Here is a 19,533-nt window from a genome sequence, read left to right on the forward strand (position 1 = left end):
GAATATGCCTGCCGCAGCAAGCGATGTTTCAGCATTTTACGTCTGAGGAGGGACGTTGCCGAGGGCGATTTTCAGACGATTCATCCAGCCGCACAGTCCACACCAGACGAGAAGATCGATAGCGGCGGTACGGGAAAGCCCCTGTTCGATCAGGAGCGTTAACCGATCGGTACTGAAGCGGTCGGGTGCACGGGTTAAAAGCCGGGCGGAGTGTAAAATTTGATACTCAATGGGGTGGTTTTTCCCCCACCGATGAATGTCAGGCTCATTACCACGTAAAGCCGCCGTCAGAGGGGTTAAATCCGGACATCGTGCGGCCCAGGCGTTAAAACAGCTAATGCTGCCATTAATGCGCGCGGATACCAGCGCCGCCTGCGCGGCGAACGGTTGCGCTTCGCTAAGATGAGCCAGAAGCTGTTCCAGTACATCAAGTGGCGGGCCCTGGATTGCCAGTAGCGGCGCCAGGTCGGACAGGCCCGGATGATTCTGCCATTTTGCTAATAACGACAGATACTCATCATTTTCGTAGCCTAAATCATAATCGTCGATCCCTGGTTCCCAGTCTACGTCGCCAGAGATAAAGCTTTCTTCCGGCGCATCTTCCTGCTGCGACATGCCGGGGAGCCAGCGTACCGGATAACCCTGAGCCGCCTGCAATGCGGCGATAGCGCGGGCCTGAAAGCCGACAAAGCCGATAATCTGATTGATAAGAATGATGTCGTCACGGCTCAGCCCGACTTCATCTAACTGACGACGAGCCTGCGCGTTAATCACCCAGGGAGAACTGGCGAGCTGGCGGGCATATTGCGTCATCTGCGCCAGGCGGCGGTTGCTCTCGCGGGAAGAGTCCGGGCCGGGAAGCGGCGCCAGGCGGGCGGCGTAATGATTACACAGACGCTGCACACCATAAACCTGGGCGGCGGTCAGCGCGGTACTCAGCCGGTCGTAGGCATTAAATGTAGGCAGACGATCGTCGTTAACTGATGCCGGGAAGAGGGCATCGGCCAGTTGACGGGCAGGCGTGAGCCAGCGTGCATGCGCCTGTCGCAGATCGTCGGGCAGCACCAGGTCGAGCAGAAAACGATCTTCGACATCAGCGGCTTCAGGGACGAGCGGCAATACATCCACCGGGCAGATCGTAGCCTGAGTCTCATGATACCAGTGGTTTTTGCCGTAAATGCGGCGTTGCTCCATGGGCGTTCCTTGTTCGGTATGTGGCAAACCGCCGTTTCGCGGTCATGCTATGCTGAACTATCCTGGCGTAACCCCGATACGGGAGAAAATATTGATACGTGCTAATAAATAGCAGATTGGAATAACGGAAGGAGAAAGCGTGATTGAGAAGGGGGGCAGGAACCCTCCTCACGATCGTGAGGAGGGCAAGGAACTTATTTCAGTTCCAGTTCGTTCATCGCGGCGATGCTGAAACCACCGTCAACGTGGACGACTTCACCGGAGATACCGGCAGACAGATCGGAGCAGAGGAATGCCGCGCTGTTACCCACGTCTTCGGTGGTGACGGTGCGGCGGATCGGGGTGACCGCTTCGCAGTGCGCCAGCATTTTGCGGAAATCTTTAATACCGGACGCCGCCAGAGTACGGATAGGACCGGCGGAGATGGCGTTAACGCGCACGCCTTCCGGACCCATTGCGTTAGCCATATAACGGACGTTCGCTTCGAGAGAGGCTTTCGCCAGACCCATCACGTTGTAGTTAGGAATTGCGCGCTCTGCGCCCAGATAGGAGAGCGTCAGCAGGGCGGAACCGGGGTTCAGCATACCGCGGCAGGCTTTGGCCATCGCGACAAAGCTGTAGGCGCTGATGTCATGGGCAATTTTAAAACCGTCACGAGTGACGGCGTTGACGTAGTCGCCGTCCAGTTGATCAGCCGGAGCAAAACCGATGGAGTGTACGAAACCATCAAATTTCGGCCATACTTTGCTCAGTTCAGTGAACAGAGACTCAATGCTGGCATCTTCAGCCACATCGCACGGCAGTACGATATTTGAGCCCAGCGCGGTAGCGAATTCTTCCACCCGGCCTTTCAGTTTTTCGTTCTGATAGGTGAACGCCAGTTCAGCCCCTTCACGGTGCATGGCTTGCGCGATACCGTAGGCGATGGACAGTTTACTGGCAACGCCAGTGATCAGAATGCGCTTACCGGAAAGAAAACCCATAGCTTTTAATCCTTATCGTTATTGCTTATTGTTACTTTAACAACTCTTTGGTTGGCGTTGTTATTTCAGAATAGCTCAAATTTAGCCGGGAATTATATCCCACTGACGACCCCTTGTGTCACGATATTTTTCTGTCAATCCTCACGGCATCGCGGGCAACGGCTATGCCGTCTCCCCGTCACCAGTGTCTGATGTCGCAGGTTTCTGGCGGCGCGGATGTCGATGGCGGTAAAAATCTCCGCTTTACTTGCCGTCTTTGCGCCAGGCATCGGCAGTCAGCGCCTCGCCGAAATGTCCGGCGATAAGGCGTTTCGTCAGATCGTGTAGTGGGGAAGCCAGCACATCGGCAGTGCTGCCGCGCTCGACGACTTCCCCCTGGTGCATCACCAGCACCTGATCGCTGATGTGTTTCATCATGCCCAGATGCTGGGTAACGTAAATGTAGGCGATCCCTTGTTTCTCCTGCAATTCCAGCATCAGGTTAATCAACTGCGAACGCATCGACATATCCAGCGACGCCAGCGCCTCGTCGCAGACAATCACTTTCGGGCGCAGGATCAGCGCTCTCGCCAGGCCGAGACGCTGTTTTTGTCCCGGCGCCAGCATATGCGGATAGTAGCTGACATGGTCCGGCAGCAGGCCGACCATACGTAGCGTATCGATAATCTGCTTCTGTCGCGCCTCGGGTTCAAGGGACGTATTCAGGCGTAACGGGAAATCAAGGATCTGTGAAATCCGCTGCCGGGGATTAAACGAGGTCGACGGATCCTGGAAGATCATGCGGATTTTCTGACTGCGGAAAGAGTAATCGCCGAATTCCAGCAGATGATCATCAATCAACAGTTCGCCAGTGCTGGGTTCAACCATTCCGGCGAGCATTTTCGCCAGGGTTGATTTCCCGGAACCGTTTTCACCAATAATCGCCAGCGTCTGGCGCTCGCGCAGCGTAAAGCTCAACGGCTTGACCGCTTCCACCGTTTGCCGGTGAAACCAGCCGGTACGATAGCGAAAGGTCTTACTCAGATTGCGGACTTCAAGCAATGTTTCGACCATTTCACTCTTTCTCCATGTTCAGCGGGAAATGACAGGCGTAGAGGTGGTTGCGGGCGCCAACCAGCCGGGGCGTCTCGATGCATTCACGCTGGGCATAGGGGCATCGCGGGCCGAGACGGCAGCCGATAGGCAACTGTTCGAGCAGCGGTATAGCGCCGGGCAGTGTGTTGAGGCGGCTTTTATGCGGCATGGCGCTGCCGAAATCGGGGATCGCCCGAATCAGCGCCTGGGTATACGGGTGATGGGGGATGGTCACCAGCTCTTCGCTCGGCGCGCTCTCCACCGTCTGCCCGCAGTACATGACGTTAATTTTATCCGCCCATTTACTGAGCATCTGCATATCGTGACTGATCAGCAAAATAGTGGTGTTGTTATTTTGGTTGAGCCGGGTCAGCAGGCGAATGATTTGCGCCTGTGTTGTGGCTTCCATGGCGTTGGTGGGTTCATCGGCGATCAGCAGTCGCGGCTGGTTGGCCAGCGCGATGGCGATCATCACTTTCTGGCACTCTCCGTCCGTCAGTTCATAAGGAAAGCTGCGCATCACGTCTTTATGATCTTTGATCCCTACGCGGTGTAAGAGCTCGATAGCGCGCCGTTTGCGCCAGCCCAGACGTTGCCACCAGCGTCCTTTAAACGTCCAGCCAGGGATGTTCTGCATCAGTTGCTGGCCGATACGTTCAGAAGGATCGAGGCAGGACTGCGGCTCCTGAAAAATCATCGACACGTTGTGGCCGACCAGCTTACGCCGCTCGCGACCGGAGAGGCGCAGCAGGTCGATGTCGTCGAAGCGCATACGGTCGGCGGTGACCCGCCAGTTGTCTTTGGTCACGCCGCAAATGGCTTTGGCGATTAAGCTCTTACCGGAGCCGGATTCGCCAACCAGGCCGCGAATTTCCCCTTCTGCAAGGGTCAGACTGACGCGATCGACGGCTTTAACCCAGCCTTCGTTGGTCTTGAATTCAATGGTTAAATTACGGATGTCGAGTAATGGCATTATTCCACCCCGGCGATGATTGCGCGGCGGATCCCGTCGCCCAGCAGATTAACCAGCAGGACGCTTATCATGATTGCCGAACCCGGCAGCATCACCGTCCACGGCGCGACGTAAATCAGCTCCAGCGCGTCACCGAGCATCGCTCCCCACTCCGGGGAGGGGAGCTGGGCGCCGAGGTCGAGGAACCCCAGCGCGGCGATATCCAGTATCGCCATTGACAGGGCGCGGGTGATCTCCGTGACCAGGCCGGAGGCGATATTCGGCAGCACTGCAAACCATAAGATATTCAGCGTTGACGCCCCGTCGAGGCGGGCAGCGATCACGTACTCTTTTTCCAGCTCGTCGTGTACCATGCTGTAAACCGAGCGCACCATGCGCGGCAACAGTGCCAGCCAGACGGCGAACATCGCGTGGCTCAGGTGTGGCCCGGCGAAGGCGACGACGATAATCGCCAGCAGCAGGGACGGTAGCGACAGCAGGGTATCAAGAATATGGTTCATCACGGCCGAACGTAGCCCGTGCGTGGAACCGGCAAACACACCAAGCGCCAACCCCAGCAAGGTTGCGCCGAGCGTCACCACAAATGCGCCGCCGACCGTTGGCGCCGCGCCGCTCAGCAGGCGGCTGAGGACATCGCGGCCAAGATCGTCAGTGCCGAGGAAGAACGACACTTCGCCGTACCGCGACCAGGATGGCGGCAGCAGTTGATAGCCAAGAAACTGCTGGTCGATGCCATAGGGGGCGAACCATCCGCCGAAAACGCACAGCAACACCAGCGCCGCGCAGCCGTACAGGCCGATCATGGCGGTCGTATCGCCGTAAAATTTTCGCCATACGGTGCGCAGCGCACTCGGCGGGCGCTTCTCCAGATAAACGCTATCGAAGGGCATACCACTCCTTATGTTTCAGTGGGTTAGCCATAGCTCCCAGAATATCTGATATCACATTCACAATAATCACCAGCGAGCCGATGACCATCACACCCGCCGAAATCGCGGCGTAGTCCTGTTGACGAATGGCGTTAATGAGCCAGCGTCCCAGCCCCGGCCAGCTAAAGACCATTTCGGTAATCATCGCCAGCGTCAGCATGGTTGAAAACTGCAGCCCCAGCCGGGGGATCACCGGTGGCAGGGCGTTATGCAGCACGTGGCGGTGCAAAATCGCTCGCCGTGATATGCCGCGGGTGGCGGCGGCCTTCACGTAGTTGGTGTCGTACACCTCACTGGTGCTGATACGCATCAGACGGATCACTTCCGTCGTCGGCGCGACCGCGAGGGTGAGCACCGGCAGCACCATATGGCGCACGGCGCTGACGATCATTTCATGGCGCCAGGGCGAATGGGAAAGCCAGGCGTCGATCAGTGCAAAACCGGTGACTGATTTAACTTCATACAGCAGGTCGAAGCGCCCTGAGACAGGAAACCAGCCTAGCGTGAGGGAGAAGAAGAGGGTCAGCAGCAGCGCCAGCCAGAATACCGGAATGGAGAAGCCCAGCAGCGCCAGGGCGCTGATCAGGGTATCCGGCCATTTATTGCGCATAATGCCCGCCAGCATGCCGACGGGAATACCGATGATCAGGGCAAAGCCGAAAGCAAGGATACAGAGCTCCATGGTCGCCGGGAACACTTCCTTAAGCTGCCTGGCGATGGGTTCCCCATTGATGCTGGAGACGCCGAAATCCCATCGCAGTATGCCTTCAAACCAGAACAGCCAGGCGTTCCATAGCGAGGCGCCCTGCAGCGGCGCGTGAGGGGTAAAGTAGCTCAGGCTGAAACCAACAAAGGTCAGCAGAAAGAGGGTAATCAGCAGCAGAAGCAGGCGGCGCAGGGTAAAAATAATCATGGTTTTTTCACCTCATTCTCTTTTTCCCGCGAGACACCGGCAAAAGAGGCGTTGCCGAACGGACTCAGCACAAGGCCTTTCATATCATAACGATAGGCCTGCAAACGCAGAGAAGAGGCTAAAGGCAGCACCGGCAGCTCCTTCGCCAGGATGTGCTGCGCCTCTTTATAAGCCTCAATGCGCGAGGCCAGTTGCTGCGACGTCAGCGCTTTTTGCAGCACCTCGTCAAATTCACGATTACACCAGTGAGCGTAGTTGGTTTGCGAGGCAATCGCCGCGCAGCTCAGCAACGGACGGAAAAAACTATCCGGATCGTTACTGTCAGTCGCCCAGCCGGAAAGCGTTAAATCGTGGTTCATATCCATCAATCTGGCCTCCTGGAAACGGCCTTCAACCGGCACAATGATCACCTTCACGCCAATTTGCGCCATATCCGCCTGGATCAGCTCCGCGGTTTTCAGCGGACTGGGGTTCCAGGCCTGTGAACTGGTCGGCACCCACAGTTTAAGCGTCAAATTTTCCAGTCCCAACGCGTTGAGGCGGGCGCGGGCCTCCGCTGGATTATATTCGGTGATCTTCGCCTCATTATCGTAAGCCCAGGAGGCGCGGGGCAATATTGACGCTGCCGTTTCCGCCGTTCCGTAGTAGATCGACTGCATCAGCCGCTGATTATTGATGGCCAGCGCCAGCGCGTGACGAACTTCCGGGTTATCCAGCGGCGGCTTAGCAGTATTAAATGCCAGCCAGGCGATATTCATCCCCGGGCGCAGCGTCAGGCGCAGACGCGGATCGTCACGCAATATAGAGAGCTGGCTGGCGGCGGGCCAGGCCAGTACGTCGCATTCGCCGGTGAGCAGTTTGGATAAACGCCCGGTGCCACCGGAGCCGAGATCGACGACCACCTGCGGCATCAGCGGTTTACCACGCCAGTAGCCCGGATGTCGCTGCAGGCGGATATACTGACCGCTACGATACTCTTCCAACTGGAACGGACCGGTGCCGACCGGTTGACGATCAATCAGTTCCTGGCGATCGTCCTTCGCCAGCTTTGCGGCATATTCAGCGGACATCACCGAGGCATAGTGGGTCGCCAGATGCCATAAGAACGACGCGTCCGGGTGCTTGAGGCGGAACTCAACGGTCAGATTATCCAGCTTGCGCACGCTTTCCACGCTGTCGGCGAACTGTAAGCTATCAAAATAGGGGAAACTGCTGCCGTTGACGTTATGCCATGGATGGTCGCGGTTAAAAATGCGGCCAAAGGTAAAAATGACGTCATCGGCATTAAAACTACGGGTCGGTTTGAACCACGCGGTAGTCTGGAATGGTACGTTGGGGCGCAGGTGGAAGCGGTAGGTTGCGCCGTTATCCAGGACTTCCCAGCTTTCTGCCAGCTCAGGGACCAGCCGGTAGGTATAGGGGTCGACATCGAGCAGTCGGTCGTAGAGCTGGGCGGCCAGGGTGTCGACAATCAGCCCGCTGCTGACCTTTTGCGGGTTGAAGGTGTTGACCTGGCCGCTCACGCAATACACAAAGCCGCTATCGCGAATATCGGCGTGAGCAGGCTGTGTGGGCGCGGCAAAAGCATGCCCACACAGCAGAGATGCTGCTGCCAGGAGAGAAGACAATGTCAGACGCATAGTTTCGTTTTGATTATAGAGCAAGACTCTATCTTATTAATATTAAATAACATTTACCACCACCTTAATGGCTTATGAAGAGAAAATAAGCGATGGCTGCATGGGTGATGTGGCAGACTGATTCAAATTCATACTGATTCTGACTTCGAGTATACCTCTTAAATCGCCGTGCGTTTGGCATCCCACCATGCGGAGAAATGCGCAACGTTGTCATCAGACATGCGAGGGCTTCATTAAAGAGGATGTTTATTGATGTATATGCAGCACGGTCTGCGGGTGCTATTCGTATTAAGCATGGTGCTTATCTCACGGATAAGCGCTCCGATATTTGCCACATGGTAACTTTTTCCTGGCGCTTTCTCCAGTTAGGCGTGTTGGTTGAACTGGGGGAAAGGCGGAATGAGGAATTAAAGCGAATGCAATCCCGCCCGCGTACGGCTCAAATCTGATGCTTTTTCAGCAATGCCCGCAGCTGATGGTAGGTCAGACCGAGTAACTCTGCCGCCTGCTTTTGATTGTATTTCGCCTGCGCCAGGCTCATCTCAAGCAGGCTTTTTTCTTGCTCCTGCTGAAAAGCGCGCAAATTGAGCGGCAGCGTTGGTCCGGGCGTCTTGTCTGCCGCAGAGTCCGGCGCAGAATGCTGCTGGCGGAAAGGGTTAATAATAATATTATCCAGCTCGCTGTCGCTGCTACCGTGGCGGTAAACCGAACGCTCAACGACGTTTTTCAGTTCCCGGATATTCCCCGGCCAGCGGTAGTTTTGCAGCGTCTCGACGGCGCGTTCGCTGAAGCCGGGAAACAGCGGCAACCCGAGTTCGCGGCACATCTGGATGGCAAACTGAGTGGCGAGCAGCATGATATCGCTTTGACGCTCGCGCAGCGGCGGCAGTTGCACCACATCAAATGCCAGTCTGTCGAGGAGGTCGGCGCGAAACAGACCTTCTTCCACCATGTGCGGCAGGTCGGCGTTGGTCGCGCAAATCAGGCGGACGTTCACCTGCAGCGGCTGGCTGCCGCCGACGCGCTCCAGTTCGCCATACTCGATCACCCGCAGGAGTTTTTCCTGCACCAGCATTGGCGCAGTCGCCAGCTCATCAAGAAACAGCGTGCCGCCATCGGCGCGCTCGAAACGGCCGGGGTGGCGTTTACTGGCCCCGGTAAACGCCCCGGCCTCGTGGCCGAACAGTTCGGAATCCAGCAGGTTTTCATTGAGCGCCGCGCAGTTCAGCGAGATAAACGGCCCCTGCCAGCGGGAGGAGAGGAAATGCAGGCGGCTGGCGATCAGCTCTTTGCCGGTACCGCGCTCGCCGATCACCAGCACCGGTTTATCCAGCGGGGCCAGCCTTGAAACCTGTTCCAGCACTTCAAGAAAGCTGTTGGCCTCGCCGAGCAGGTTATCCTTGTAATCCGCCATGATGAATTTCGCCATTTTGTAGTGTGATTCACCAGGTTACTTTAGCAATCCATTGGATGGATAACAACCACATCTTTTAAAATCAACAAGATAAAAAATGGCACGGTATTTGTATTAATGATCACACAGGCCGATGCCTGACACCAGAACTATGAGGATTGAAATTATGGGTATTTTTTCTCGTTTTGCCGACATCGTGAACGCCAACATCAACTCCCTGCTGGAGAAGGCAGAAGATCCGCAGAAGCTGGTTCGCCTGATGATTCAGGAGATGGAAGACACGCTGGTTGAAGTCCGTTCGACTTCTGCGCGGGCGCTGGCGGAAAAGAAACAGCTGAGCCGTCGTATTGAACAGGCCGTCTCCCAGCAGGCGGAGTGGCAGGAGAAAGCCGAGCTGGCGCTGCGTAAAGAGAAAGAGGATCTGGCCCGTGCGGCGCTGATCGAAAAGCAGAAGCTGACCGAGATTATCGCCAGCCTGGAAAATGAAGCGCAACTGGTTGATGAAACCCTGGCGCGGATGAAAAAAGAGATTGGCGAGCTGGAAAACAAACTCAGCGAAACCCGTGCCCGTCAGCAGGCGCTGATGCTGCGTCATCAGGCCGCAAGCTCGTCCCGCGATGTTCGCCGTCAACTGGACAGCGGCAAGATTGACGAAGCGATGGCGCGTTTTGAGTCATTTGAGCGTCGTATCGATCATATGGAAGCCGAAGCGGAGAGCCAGCGATTTGGTAAGCAGAAATCCCTGGATCAGCAGTTCGCCGACCTGAAAGCGGACGATGAAATCAGCGAGCAGCTGGCGGCGCTGAAAGCCAAAATGAAGCAAAATAACCAGTAATCGTATTCGGGCGGCACCGAGATGTGCCGTCGCCATCTGCAAGGAGTTCACATGAGCATGCTTTTTCTCGCCATCCCTTTGACGTTGTTTGTGCTGTTTGTTTTGCCGGTCTGGCTCTGGCTGCATTACAACAACCGTAGCGCCAGCGGCAGCTTATCGCAGAACGAACAGCAGCGCCTGCTGCAACTGACCGATGACGCGAAGCGTATGCGCGAGCGTATTCAGGCGCTGGAGGCGATTCTTGATGCTGAGCACCCGAACTGGAGAGAAAAATAATGGGCGGACTGGATTTGAGTAAAAAACTGTGGCGCGTTCCGCAGCATGGCATGGTGAAAGGGGTTTGTGCCGGTATCGCGCAGTACCTTGACGTGCCGGTAAAACTGGTGCGTTTGATTACCGTACTGGCAATGATTTTTGGTCTGTTTCTGTTTGTGGTGGTGGCCTACATCATTCTCTCGTTTGCGCTGGATCCGATGCCGGAAAGCGAACTGAATGGTGACAAAACACCGAGTAGCGGCGAACTGTTAGCGGCGGTGGATAAAGATCTGGCGGACGGCGAACGGCGTTTGCGTGAAATGGAGCGCTATATCACTTCCGACACCTTTTCACTACGCAGCCGTTTTCGCCAGTTGTAACTGTAACGGAGATTAACAATGAATGTGAAATGGCAGCAGGCGGGGCAAAAAGTGCAACCCGGCCTGAAAATCGCGGGTAAGCTGATTTTGCTGACCGCGCTGCGCTATGGCCCGGCAGGCGTCGCTGGCTGGGCGGTAAAATCCGTTGCCCGTCGACCGTTGAAAATGCTGCTGATGCTGGTTCTGGAACCGTTGCTTAGCCGGGCGGCTCAGCGGTTTTCCAAACGTCGCGGATGGCATATGTTATGAATACGTCACAGCCTGAATAGCAGGATGATAAAATGCTACGCAAGTTGCTACACTTAAGCCGTTAACGCGGGGGCCTCAGTCAAAGAGAGATGTCGAAAAGCATCAGCATGCATCCTCAGCCCTCCGTTATGGGGGGATGTCATTCATTGATTAACAATATACCCTCATATTATTTCCCCCCGGTCTTCAGGCACAACAGGATGGCGATGAAGCGACTCAAAAATGAACTCAATGCGCTGGTTAATCGTGGGGTTGATCGGCATCTTCGTCTGGCCGTCACCGGCCTTAGCCGCAGCGGTAAGACCGCCTTTATTACCGCGCTGGTCAATCAGTTGCTGAATATTCACGGCGGAGCGCGTTTACCGCTGCTTAGCGTCGCCAGAGAAGAGCGGTTGCTGGGCGTCAAGCGCGTGCCGCAGCGGGATTTCGGCATTCCGCGCTTCACATATGATGAAGGGTTGGCGCAGCTATATGGTCAACCACCGACCTGGCCGACGCCTACCCGCGGCGTTAGCGAAATTCGCCTGGCGCTACGCTACCGCTCTAACGACTCGTTATTACGTCACTTTAAGGATACGTCAACCCTGTATCTGGAGATTGTTGATTATCCCGGCGAATGGCTGCTGGATCTGCCGATGCTGGCTCAGGACTATCTTACCTGGTCACGGCAGATGACCGGACTGTTGCAGGGGCAGAGAGCGGAATGGTCGGCGCGCTGGCGGCAGCTTTGTGAAGGGCTGGACCCGCTGGCGCCCGCGGATGAAACCCGGCTGGCGGAGATCGCCGCAGCATGGACCGACTATTTGCACGCCTGCAAGCGTGAAGGGCTGCATTTTATTCAGCCGGGGCGTTTTGTGCTGCCTGGTGAAATGGCCGGCGCGCCGGCGCTGCAGTTCTTCCCCTGGCCGGATGTTGATGCCGGCGGTGAAGCTAAGCTTGCCCAGGCGGACAAACATACCAATGCCGGAATGCTGCGCGAGCGGTTTAAATACTACTGCGAGAAAGTGGTCAAGGGTTTCTACAAAGAGCATTTCCTGCGCTTTGACCGGCAAATTGTGCTGGTGGACTGCCTGCAACCGCTTAACAGCGGGCCACAGGCGTTTAACGATATGCGTCTGGCGCTGACGCAACTGATGCAAAGTTTTCACTATGGGCAACGCACGCTGTTTCGCCGCCTGTTCTCGCCGGTGATCGACAAGCTGCTGTTTGCCGCCACCAAAGCGGATCACGTTACCGTCGATCAGCACAGTAATCTGGTATCGCTGCTGCAACAGCTGATTCAGGACGCCTGGCAAAACGCGGCGTTTGAAGGGATCAGCATGGATTGCCTGGGGCTGGCGTCGATCCAGGCGACGCAGAGCGGGCTTATTGAGGTGAATGGCGAAAAGATCCCCGCGCTGCGGGGCCACAGGCTGAGCGACGGTCAGCCGTTAACCGTCTATCCAGGCGAAGTGCCTGCGCGCCTGCCGGGGCAGGCATTCTGGGAACAGCAGGGTTTTCAGTTTGAGAACTTTCGCCCGCAGGTCATGGACGTTGATAAACCGCTGCCGCATATTCGACTCGACGCGGCGCTGGAATTTTTACTTGGAGATAAACTGCGATGACCGAACCGTTAAAACCGCGTATCGATTTCGACGGCCCGCTGGAGGAGGAAAAGGCGCAAATCCTGAAGTCCGCTCGCGCTTTTGCCGGGGATGAGGCTGAGAAGTTCGCCCCTGCGCGGGTTGATTCGCTGGAAGAAGAAGAGGGCGCGGCGGAAGCGGTGGTGGAGTCGGTACTGCGGCCTAAGCGCAGCCTGTGGCGAAAAATGGTCAGCGCCGGGCTGGCGATCTTCGGCGTCAGCGTAGTGGCGCAGGGCATACAGTGGACGATGAACGCCTGGCAAACCGAGGACTGGATTGCGCTCGGCGGCTGTGCCGCCGGGGCGTTGATTATCGGCGCTGGCGTGGGTTCAGTGGCGACCGAATGGCGGCGTCTGTGGCGGTTACGTCAGCGGGCTTACGAGCGCGATGAGGCGCGGGATTTGATGCACAGCCACGCGGTTGGTAAAGGGCGGGGATTTTGCGAGAAGCTGGCGCAGCAGGCAGGCCTGGATCAATCGTATCCGGCGCTGCAGCGCTGGTATGCGGCGATCCACGAAACGCAAAACGATCGTGAGGTGGTCAGCCTGTATGCGCAGATCGTGCAGCCGGTACTCGATGCTCAGGCACGGCGTGAAATCAGCCGCTCGGCGGCGGAATCAACGCTGATGATTGCCGTCAGCCCACTGGCGCTGGTGGATATGGCGTTTATCGCCTGGCGTAATTTACGCCTGATCAACCGTATCGCCACTCTGTACGGTATTGAGCTGGGCTATTACAGCCGTCTGCGCCTGTTCCGTCTGGTGCTGCTGAATATCGCGTTTGCCGGGGCCAGCGAACTGGTGCGGGAAGTGGGGATGGACTGGATGTCGCAGGATCTGGCGGCAAGGCTGTCAGCGCGTGCGGCGCAAGGCATTGGCGCCGGGCTACTGACCGCGCGGCTGGGGATTAAAGCGATGGAACTCTGTCGTCCGCTGCCGTGGATCGCTGACGATAAACCGCGTCTGGGGGATTTTCGTCGCGAGCTGATCAGTCAACTGAAAGAGACATTACAGAAGAACAAAAACAGTCCGGAGAAATAACGGTTTTCCGCACGTCCCCGACCAGCGACGCGTCACCGGGGAGCGATCCTGACGTTACGTCACTTCTGAGCGTATAACTTTACGGCATAAACGTTATTTTTCCACCATGCTGTCAATAATTGTTGACAGCCATCTTCCCGTCAGCAGATAACTGTCCTATTATTCATCCGTCATTGGCCTTTGTAGGGTGAAAACGCTTATGCGTCTTGAAGTCTTTTGTGAAGACCGTCTTGGTCTGACCCGTGAATTACTCGATTTGCTGGTGCTGCGCGGCATTGATCTGCGCGGCATTGATATTGACCCCGTAGGCCGGATTTATCTCAATTTCGCCGAGCTGGAGTTTACTCACTTCAGCCGCCTGATGGCGGAGATCCGCCATATTGCGGGTGTAACAGACGTACGTACCGTTCCGTGGATGCCGTCTGAGCGTGAACACCTGGCGCTCAGCGCGCTGCTGGTAGCGATGCCGGAACCGGTGTTATCCCTGAACACCAAAGGGAAAGTCGAGCTGGCTAACCCGGCCAGTTGCCAGCTATTTGGCCTGAGCCAGGAGAAACTGCATAACTACCCTGTCGCGCAACTCATTACCGAGTTTAATCTGCAGCGCTGGCTGGAAAACACGCCCCAGGAATCCCACGCCGAACATGTGGTGGTCAACGGCCAGAACTTCCTGCTGGAAATCACGCCGGTCTATCTGGATGGCGAACAGGGCGAACGGGTACTGACTGGCGCGGTTGTGATGTTGCGTTCGACGGTTCGTATGGGGCGTCAACTGCAAACGATGACCATACAGGATACCAGCGCTTTTAGTCAGATCCTCGCCGTTAGCCCGAAAATGCGCCACGTTGTCGAACAGGCCCGCAAGCTGGCGATGCTGAGCGCGCCGCTGCTGATCGTGGGCGATACCGGCACCGGTAAAGATTTGCTGGCCCACGCCTGCCATCTGGCCAGCCCGCGAGCGGATAAACCCTATCTGGCGCTGAACTGCGGCTCTATCCCGGAAGATGTGGTGGAAAGCGAACTGTTTGGTGACGCGATTCAGGGGAAAAAGGGCTTTTTTGAGCAGGCTAACGGCGGCTCGGTGCTGTTGGATGAAATTGGCGAAATGTCGCCGCGAATGCAAACCAAATTGCTGCGTTTCCTCAACGATGGGACTTTCCGTCGAGTGGGGGAAGATCATGAAGTTCATGTCGATGTGCGGGTAATTTGCGCCACTCAAAAGAACCTGGTGGAACTGGTGCAAAAGGGCGCGTTTCGCGAGGATCTCTATTATCGCCTGAATGTTTTGACACTGTATCTGCCGCCGCTGCGCGATTGCCCGCAGGATATTATGCCGCTGACCGAACTTTTCGTGGCACGCTTTGCCGATGAGCAGGGGATCCCGCGGCCGAAGCTTTCTGCTGATTTGAATAGTATGCTGACCCGTTACAGTTGGCCGGGAAACGTGCGCCAGTTGAAGAATGCGGTCTATCGTGCGCTGACGCAGCTGGATGGTTTTGAACTGCGTCCTCAGGATATCCTGCTGCCGGATCACGAAGTGTCTTCATTGGCTGTCGGTGAAGAGGCGATGGAAGGCTCGCTGGACGATATTACCCGCCGTTTTGAGCGTTCGGTGCTCACGCAGCTTTATCGCAGCTATCCCAGTACGCGGAAACTGGCCAGGCGCCTTGGCGTCTCACATACCGCAATCGCCAATAAACTGCGCGAATATGGCCTGAGCCAGAAGAAAGGCGACGAATAACGCCTGCAACCGATGTAATGCTTGTCAGTTAAGGGCTCTCAGTTGCGTTTATGGCTGGCTGAGTGGTTTTGTCAATCGGTGGTTTAAACGAAAATCTGATTCGGTTGATTCACTAACTGAGCTGATACTACGGGCTGAAATATAAAGGATATAACTTTTTTATGATTTTCAGCCTCTGAAAAGCCCCTGACGAATAACGGACTCATCGCATGGGGGTTGGGCGCATCAAGGAAACCTGGCGAGAACGCAGGCGCGCATCCAGGACTGGCCGCCAGGACGGCGGCCAGAGGGCGGGTCGAGACAGGGACGTCGAGTCCCGCCCGGTCCGCCAGATGAAGCCGGAGTGGAGCGGACCGCGCAGCGGCAGGTTTTCAGCGCCATGCCGGGGGTGCAGGGGGACGGGCGAAACGTCCCCTTGCCCGTTCACACGCTGTGGATATAACGAATATCCGCGAATTTATCGTGAACGGAACGGACCACGGAATCTGAATGGGTGAAAACGGCGTCATGCTTGCCAGAACTACCGATAATGCGATTGCCACAGGCAAATAAAACAAAAGACAACACCGATGATTTGCCTAAGTGAACGGCATTACTGCAACCGGTGGCCTGTTCAGCCGGTTTTATTGTCGGGTGGCGGAACACGCCTTACCCGACAATAAAAAACAATATCAATATGTTGTGCATTCCGCGTAGGCTTATGTAAGCGAAGCGCCGCTGAGCAATTCTAAAAGAACGGTCTTTGTCAGCAATCTGATGTATAGACTCAATTAGCCTGAAATAGTGAAATCGAAATGATGAAATGATATTTAAATCAGTATGTTAATTAGTATTGCGTTATTCGTTTTGCAATTTATTGGGTATATACTCGGATCTTCACCTTTTTTCTCAGGGAGTACGCATGTGGATTCCGCGTAGTCGTTTTTTTCAATGGATGGAACTCCTGGCGTTATCTGGCGCGATCTCGTTTGTGCTGTTCTGGTTTCATCTTCCCGCCGCGCTGCTGCTGGGGCCGATGATTGCCGGGATTAGCCTGAGTCTTCGCGGCGCAAAGATTCTTGTTCCTCGTCCTTTTTTTATTGCCGCTCAGGCGATTATTGGTTGTATGATCGCCCGCAGCCTGACGGCCTCCATTTTCGGCGTCCTGCTGGCAAACTGGGCGCTGGTGCTGCTGATCCTCTTTTCTACACTCGCTATCAGCGCGCTGGCGGGATGGCTGCTGGTGCGTTACAGCGCGTTACCTGGCGCAACCGGCGCCTGGGGCAGTTCACCGGGCGGCGCCTCGGCGATGGTAATCATGGCCCAGGAGTATGGCGCCGATGTGAGGCTGGTGGCGTTGATGCAGTATCTGCGGGTACTGTTTGTCGCCGGTGCCGCGGCGCTGGTGGTGCGTGTCGCCCTCGGTGGTGACGCGCAGATGATGACGCAGGAGATTATCTGGTTTCCACCGATAAGCTGGCAACTGCCGCTCACGCTGTTGCTGACTGCGGCGGCAGGGTGGCTGGGTTTGCGGCTGCGGTTTCCGTCCGGCGCGATGCTGTTCCCGATGCTGATCGGCGCGCTGGTGCAGGGAGAAGGCTGGCTGCAGCTCGAACTGCCGGAGTGGCTGCTGGCGCTGGCTTATTGCGCCATAGGCTGGAGCGTTGGTCTAAAGTTTAATAAACAGATTTTTCTGCTGGCGCTCAAAACGCTGCCGCAGATCCTGGCATCAATTATCGGCCTGATCTTGCTGTGCGGGCTGATGGCTTTTGGGCTAACGCAGGTTATGCCGCTGGATTTCATGACCGCCTGGCTGGCGACCAGTCCTGGCGGGCTGGACACGGTGGCGATTATTGCCGCCGGCACACGGGCGGATATATCGTTTATTATGGCAATGCAGACTTTACGGCTGTTTACGATTTTGCTGACCGGCCCGGCGATCGCGCGTTTTATCTCCCGCCATGCGGCGCGGAAATAAAAAAGCCCCCGCTCAACGAGGGCTTACGTGGCCTGCCAGCAATATCACGCTTTCAGCGCGGCCAGGGCTGCGTCGTAGTCTGGCTCTTCGGTGATTTCGTTTACCAGCTGGCTATAAACAACCTGGTCATTTTCATCGATCACCACGACGGCACGCGCGGCCAGGCCGGACAGCGGACCGGCGGAGATGGCGACGCCGTAGTCGGTCAGGAACTGGGCGCCACGTAGCGTGGACAGCGTCACAACGTTGTTGAGGTTTTCCGCGCCGCAGAAGCGGGACTGGGCGAACGGCAGGTCGGCGGAAATGCACAGCACCACGGTGTTGTTCAGTTCAGACGCCAGTTGGTTAAATTTACGTACCGATGTCGCGCAAACGCCAGTATCGATACTTGGGAAAATATTCAGCACTTTACGTTTGCCGGCGAACTGGCTGAGCGCGACGTCGGAGAGATCTTTGGCGACCAGCGTAAACGGCTGCGCTTTCGCGCCCGCCTGCGGAATGGTGCCCTGAACAGAAACGGGGTTACCCTGGAAATGCACGGTTTGTGACATGGTTATCTTCCTGTTTACATATAGTTAACGTCGCGGCTAGTGTATGACATCATTCATCAGCACGGCAAATCCTTTTAATTTTAGCTGCGAGGTTCAGGGAATGCGAAATTTGCGAGTGTACGAAGAATCCTGGCCGTTACATACCCCTTTTGTGATTTCCCGCGGCAGCCGCAGCGAGGCAAAAGTGGTGGTGGTGGAAATCGAAGAAAACGGCGTGAAGGGGGTTGGAGAATGCACGCCTTACCCGCGTTACGGCGAGAGTATCGCGTCGGTGATGGCGCAGATTGTCGCAATTGGAGAACAGCTTGAACGTGGTGCTTCCCGTGAGCAGATTCAGCATTTACTGCCGCCAGGCGCGGCCCGCAATGCCGTGGATTGTGCGCTGTGGGACTGGCAGGCGCGTAGCGCGGGTAAAAGTATTGCGCAACTGTTGGATGTGACGCTGCCCGACCGGGTGGTCACAGCGCAAACGGTGGTGATCGGCACGCCAGAACAGATGGCGGCCAGCGCCGCCGCGCTGTGGCAAAAAGGGGCCACCTTGCTGAAAGTGAAGCTTGATGACCATTTGATCAGTGAGCGGATGATCGCCATTCGCGAGGCGGTGCCGGAAGCGACGCTGATTGTCGATGCCAACGAGGCCTGGCATAGCGATGGTCTGGCTGAGCGCTGTCAACTGCTGGCGGATATTGGCGTCGCAATGCTGGAACAGCCGCTTCCGGCGGAGGCGGATGCAGCGCTGGAGAATTTTATCCATCCGTTGCCCATTTGCGCCGATGAGAGTTGTCATACCCGCGAGAGCCTGGCAGGATTGCGCGGCCGCTACGAGTTGGTGAATATCAAACTCGATAAGACCGGGGGGCTAACGGAAGCGCTGCTGCTGGCGGAGGAGGCGGAACGTCAGGGGTTTGCGCGGATGCTGGGCTGCATGTTGTGCACGTCACGGGCCATTAACGCGGCGCTACCGCTGGCGCCGCTGGCCCGTTTTGCCGATCTGGATGGCCCGACCTGGCTGGCGGTGGACGTTGAACCGGCGCTGCGTTTCAGCCCCGGGGTGCTTCATCTTTGATCGTGCCAGCGTAGCAGTTCCGTCATTGCCTGAAGGTATTTATCCGTTGCCTCGTCAGAAGATATCGGGGGGAACTCGGCGGTAATGCAGGGCAGGCCGATATCCGCGCACCAACTGCCAAAGGAGCCGGGGGTTTCATAGCCGACGCTGCCCACCAGCGGGAGACTAAATGCGTCGGCCAGCCAGCGCCCCAGTATGCTATAGCCGGGATCTTCAATGCAGGTCAGCGGGTCATGAAATGAAACCACCCAGGCGGGATGGATCTGATGGATCAGCTGGCACAGCGCATGGACTTCTGGTTCTGAAGCGGGTTTTTCGCCGGTGGACAGTACCACATCGCGTTGCTCCGCCGCGCTGTTCCAGCGATAGACCGTTTCGCCTTCCTTCCAGTTCGCCGCGGGAAAATTTCGGTTCAGGTCGATACCGCGCGCGTTGGCGCGCAGCCCCAACTGGCAACCGTCAGGGTTTACCGCTAGCACAACGTGATGACGGCGCAGTTCCGGTTTTAATGTGCGTAACGCGCAGGAGAGGGTGACGATCGATGAATTTTCGTCGCCGTGGGTACCGGCAAGAATCAAACCGCTGCGGCTATCGGCCTGCGGCGCAGGGAACCATAGCAGCGGCGCGCCGAGGTGAGACTGACCATAGCGTTGCGTGCCGGGCGGAAAATCACCGCGCTGGGGACGCGGGCGAGAAGTGGGCATAGGGCATCCTGTT

General features: G+C 56.6%; 19 protein-coding genes. 9 read left to right on the forward strand and 10 right to left on the reverse strand.

The window, feature by feature from the left end:
- Positions 1 to 36: 36 nt before the first annotated feature.
- The 8 genes from FE839_RS20875 to pspF all read right to left on the reverse strand — a co-directional run bounded on the left by FE839_RS20875 (position 37) and on the right by pspF (position 9,135).
- The gene (locus FE839_RS20875; RefSeq protein WP_138362683.1) at positions 37 to 1,194 is read right to left on the reverse strand and encodes a carboxymuconolactone decarboxylase family protein; all 1,158 of its coding nucleotides are present in this window, start codon (positions 1,192 to 1,194) and stop codon (positions 37 to 39) included.
- Between the two features lie 194 nt (positions 1,195 to 1,388).
- The gene (gene fabI, locus FE839_RS20880; RefSeq protein WP_138362684.1) at positions 1,389 to 2,177 is read right to left on the reverse strand and encodes an enoyl-ACP reductase FabI; all 789 of its coding nucleotides are present in this window, start codon (positions 2,175 to 2,177) and stop codon (positions 1,389 to 1,391) included.
- 243 nt (positions 2,178 to 2,420) lie between these two features.
- Positions 2,421 to 3,230 carry a putrescine export ABC transporter ATP-binding protein SapF gene (gene sapF / locus FE839_RS20885; protein WP_138362685.1) on the reverse strand — a complete coding sequence of 270 codons (810 nt, stop codon included), beginning with the start codon at positions 3,228 to 3,230 and terminating at the stop codon, positions 2,421 to 2,423.
- Between the two features lies 1 nt (position 3,231).
- On the reverse strand, positions 3,232 to 4,224 hold the full coding sequence (gene sapD / locus FE839_RS20890; RefSeq protein ID WP_138362686.1) for a putrescine export ABC transporter ATP-binding protein SapD: 993 nt from the start codon (positions 4,222 to 4,224) through the stop codon (positions 3,232 to 3,234).
- A complete protein-coding gene (gene sapC / locus FE839_RS20895; protein WP_138362687.1) occupies positions 4,224 to 5,114 on the reverse strand; it encodes a putrescine export ABC transporter permease SapC in 891 nt (296 codons plus the stop codon). Before sapC ends, sapD begins: the two co-directional genes overlap by 1 nt.
- Complete coding sequence (gene sapB / locus FE839_RS20900) at positions 5,101 to 6,066, reverse strand: putrescine export ABC transporter permease SapB (protein ID WP_138362688.1); 966 nt, start codon at positions 6,064 to 6,066, stop codon at positions 5,101 to 5,103. The genes sapC and sapB overlap by 14 nt, the downstream gene beginning before the upstream one ends.
- Positions 6,063 to 7,706: an ABC transporter substrate-binding protein SapA gene (gene sapA / locus FE839_RS20905; protein WP_138362689.1), complete on the reverse strand. Its 1,644-nt coding sequence runs from the start codon at positions 7,704 to 7,706 to the stop codon at positions 6,063 to 6,065. Before sapA ends, sapB begins: the two co-directional genes overlap by 4 nt.
- Positions 7,707 to 8,145: 439 nt before the next feature.
- On the reverse strand, positions 8,146 to 9,135 hold the full coding sequence (gene pspF / locus FE839_RS20910; protein ID WP_171034935.1) for a phage shock protein operon transcriptional activator: 990 nt from the start codon (positions 9,133 to 9,135) through the stop codon (positions 8,146 to 8,148).
- Between the two features lie 151 nt (positions 9,136 to 9,286).
- On the opposite strand from pspF, the gene pspA reads away from it, so the two are divergent.
- The 8 genes from pspA to FE839_RS20950 all read left to right on the forward strand — a co-directional run bounded on the left by pspA (position 9,287) and on the right by FE839_RS20950 (position 17,199).
- Positions 9,287 to 9,955, forward strand: a complete 669-nt coding sequence (gene pspA, locus FE839_RS20915; protein WP_138362690.1) for a phage shock protein PspA — start codon at positions 9,287 to 9,289, stop codon at positions 9,953 to 9,955.
- Between the two features lie 51 nt (positions 9,956 to 10,006).
- Positions 10,007 to 10,231, forward strand: a complete 225-nt coding sequence (gene pspB / locus FE839_RS20920; RefSeq protein ID WP_138362691.1) for an envelope stress response membrane protein PspB — start codon at positions 10,007 to 10,009, stop codon at positions 10,229 to 10,231.
- Positions 10,231 to 10,590: an envelope stress response membrane protein PspC gene (gene pspC / locus FE839_RS20925; protein ID WP_138362692.1), complete on the forward strand. Its 360-nt coding sequence runs from the start codon at positions 10,231 to 10,233 to the stop codon at positions 10,588 to 10,590. The genes pspB and pspC overlap by 1 nt, the downstream gene beginning before the upstream one ends.
- An 18-nt stretch (positions 10,591 to 10,608) precedes the next feature.
- Complete coding sequence (gene pspD, locus FE839_RS20930; protein WP_138362693.1) at positions 10,609 to 10,839, forward strand: phage shock protein PspD; 231 nt, start codon at positions 10,609 to 10,611, stop codon at positions 10,837 to 10,839.
- A 206-nt stretch (positions 10,840 to 11,045) separates the two neighbouring features.
- A complete protein-coding gene (locus FE839_RS20935) occupies positions 11,046 to 12,443 on the forward strand; it encodes a YcjX family GTP-binding protein (RefSeq protein ID WP_138362694.1) in 1,398 nt (465 codons plus the stop codon).
- Positions 12,440 to 13,501: a YcjF family protein gene (locus tag FE839_RS20940; RefSeq protein WP_138362695.1), complete on the forward strand. Its 1,062-nt coding sequence runs from the start codon at positions 12,440 to 12,442 to the stop codon at positions 13,499 to 13,501. The genes FE839_RS20935 and FE839_RS20940 overlap by 4 nt, the downstream gene beginning before the upstream one ends.
- A 199-nt stretch (positions 13,502 to 13,700) precedes the next feature.
- Entirely contained in the window at positions 13,701 to 15,242 is a 1,542-nt protein-coding gene (tyrR, locus tag FE839_RS20945; protein WP_138362696.1) for a transcriptional regulator TyrR, read from the forward strand.
- Positions 15,243 to 16,143: 901 nt separating this feature from the next.
- Positions 16,144 to 17,199, forward strand: coding sequence for an AbrB family transcriptional regulator (locus FE839_RS20950; RefSeq protein ID WP_171034936.1), 1,056 nt, complete (start codon positions 16,144 to 16,146; stop codon positions 17,197 to 17,199).
- A gap of 44 nt (positions 17,200 to 17,243) precedes the next feature.
- On the opposite strand, the gene tpx is transcribed toward FE839_RS20950, so the two are convergent.
- Positions 17,244 to 17,750, reverse strand: coding sequence for a thiol peroxidase (gene tpx, locus FE839_RS20955; RefSeq protein WP_138362697.1), 507 nt, complete (start codon positions 17,748 to 17,750; stop codon positions 17,244 to 17,246).
- Positions 17,751 to 17,850: 100 nt separating this feature from the next.
- On the opposite strand from tpx, the gene ycjG reads away from it, so the two are divergent.
- Entirely contained in the window at positions 17,851 to 18,816 is a 966-nt protein-coding gene (ycjG, locus tag FE839_RS20960; RefSeq protein WP_138362698.1) for an L-Ala-D/L-Glu epimerase, read from the forward strand.
- Here ycjG and mpaA read toward each other — a convergent pair.
- The gene (gene mpaA, locus FE839_RS20965) at positions 18,807 to 19,520 is read right to left on the reverse strand and encodes a murein tripeptide amidase MpaA (RefSeq protein WP_138362699.1); all 714 of its coding nucleotides are present in this window, start codon (positions 19,518 to 19,520) and stop codon (positions 18,807 to 18,809) included. The two genes, ycjG and mpaA, sit on opposite strands and share 10 nt — an antisense overlap.
- Positions 19,521 to 19,533: the final 13 nt, after the last annotated feature.

The sequence above is a fragment of the Klebsiella indica genome, from assembly GCF_005860775.1.
GTDB lineage: Bacteria > Pseudomonadota > Gammaproteobacteria > Enterobacterales > Enterobacteriaceae > Klebsiella > Klebsiella indica.

What these genes read in the sequence shown, in the direction of transcription:
- FE839_RS20875 (WP_138362683.1), bottom strand. Translation starts at nt 1,194, where the DNA reads ATGGAGCAACGCCGCATTTACGGCAAAAACCACTGGTATCATGAGACT.
- fabI (WP_138362684.1), bottom strand. Translation starts at nt 2,177, where the DNA reads ATGGGTTTTCTTTCCGGTAAGCGCATTCTGATCACTGGCGTTGCCAGT.
- sapF (WP_138362685.1), bottom strand. Translation starts at nt 3,230, where the DNA reads ATGGTCGAAACATTGCTTGAAGTCCGCAATCTGAGTAAGACCTTTCGC.
- sapD (WP_138362686.1), bottom strand. Translation starts at nt 4,224, where the DNA reads ATGCCATTACTCGACATCCGTAATTTAACCATTGAATTCAAGACCAAC.
- sapC (WP_138362687.1), bottom strand. Translation starts at nt 5,114, where the DNA reads ATGCCCTTCGATAGCGTTTATCTGGAGAAGCGCCCGCCGAGTGCGCTG.
- sapB (WP_138362688.1), bottom strand. Translation starts at nt 6,066, where the DNA reads ATGATTATTTTTACCCTGCGCCGCCTGCTTCTGCTGCTGATTACCCTC.
- sapA (WP_138362689.1), bottom strand. Translation starts at nt 7,706, where the DNA reads ATGCGTCTGACATTGTCTTCTCTCCTGGCAGCAGCATCTCTGCTGTGT.
- pspF (WP_171034935.1), bottom strand. Translation starts at nt 9,135, where the DNA reads ATGGCGAAATTCATCATGGCGGATTACAAGGATAACCTGCTCGGCGAG.
- pspA (WP_138362690.1), top strand. Translation starts at nt 9,287, where the DNA reads ATGGGTATTTTTTCTCGTTTTGCCGACATCGTGAACGCCAACATCAAC.
- pspB (WP_138362691.1), top strand. Translation starts at nt 10,007, where the DNA reads ATGAGCATGCTTTTTCTCGCCATCCCTTTGACGTTGTTTGTGCTGTTT.
- pspC (WP_138362692.1), top strand. Translation starts at nt 10,231, where the DNA reads ATGGGCGGACTGGATTTGAGTAAAAAACTGTGGCGCGTTCCGCAGCAT.
- pspD (WP_138362693.1), top strand. Translation starts at nt 10,609, where the DNA reads ATGAATGTGAAATGGCAGCAGGCGGGGCAAAAAGTGCAACCCGGCCTG.
- FE839_RS20935 (WP_138362694.1), top strand. Translation starts at nt 11,046, where the DNA reads ATGAAGCGACTCAAAAATGAACTCAATGCGCTGGTTAATCGTGGGGTT.
- FE839_RS20940 (WP_138362695.1), top strand. Translation starts at nt 12,440, where the DNA reads ATGACCGAACCGTTAAAACCGCGTATCGATTTCGACGGCCCGCTGGAG.
- tyrR (WP_138362696.1), top strand. Translation starts at nt 13,701, where the DNA reads ATGCGTCTTGAAGTCTTTTGTGAAGACCGTCTTGGTCTGACCCGTGAA.
- FE839_RS20950 (WP_171034936.1), top strand. Translation starts at nt 16,144, where the DNA reads ATGTGGATTCCGCGTAGTCGTTTTTTTCAATGGATGGAACTCCTGGCG.
- tpx (WP_138362697.1), bottom strand. Translation starts at nt 17,750, where the DNA reads ATGTCACAAACCGTGCATTTCCAGGGTAACCCCGTTTCTGTTCAGGGC.
- ycjG (WP_138362698.1), top strand. Translation starts at nt 17,851, where the DNA reads ATGCGAAATTTGCGAGTGTACGAAGAATCCTGGCCGTTACATACCCCT.
- mpaA (WP_138362699.1), bottom strand. Translation starts at nt 19,520, where the DNA reads ATGCCCACTTCTCGCCCGCGTCCCCAGCGCGGTGATTTTCCGCCCGGC.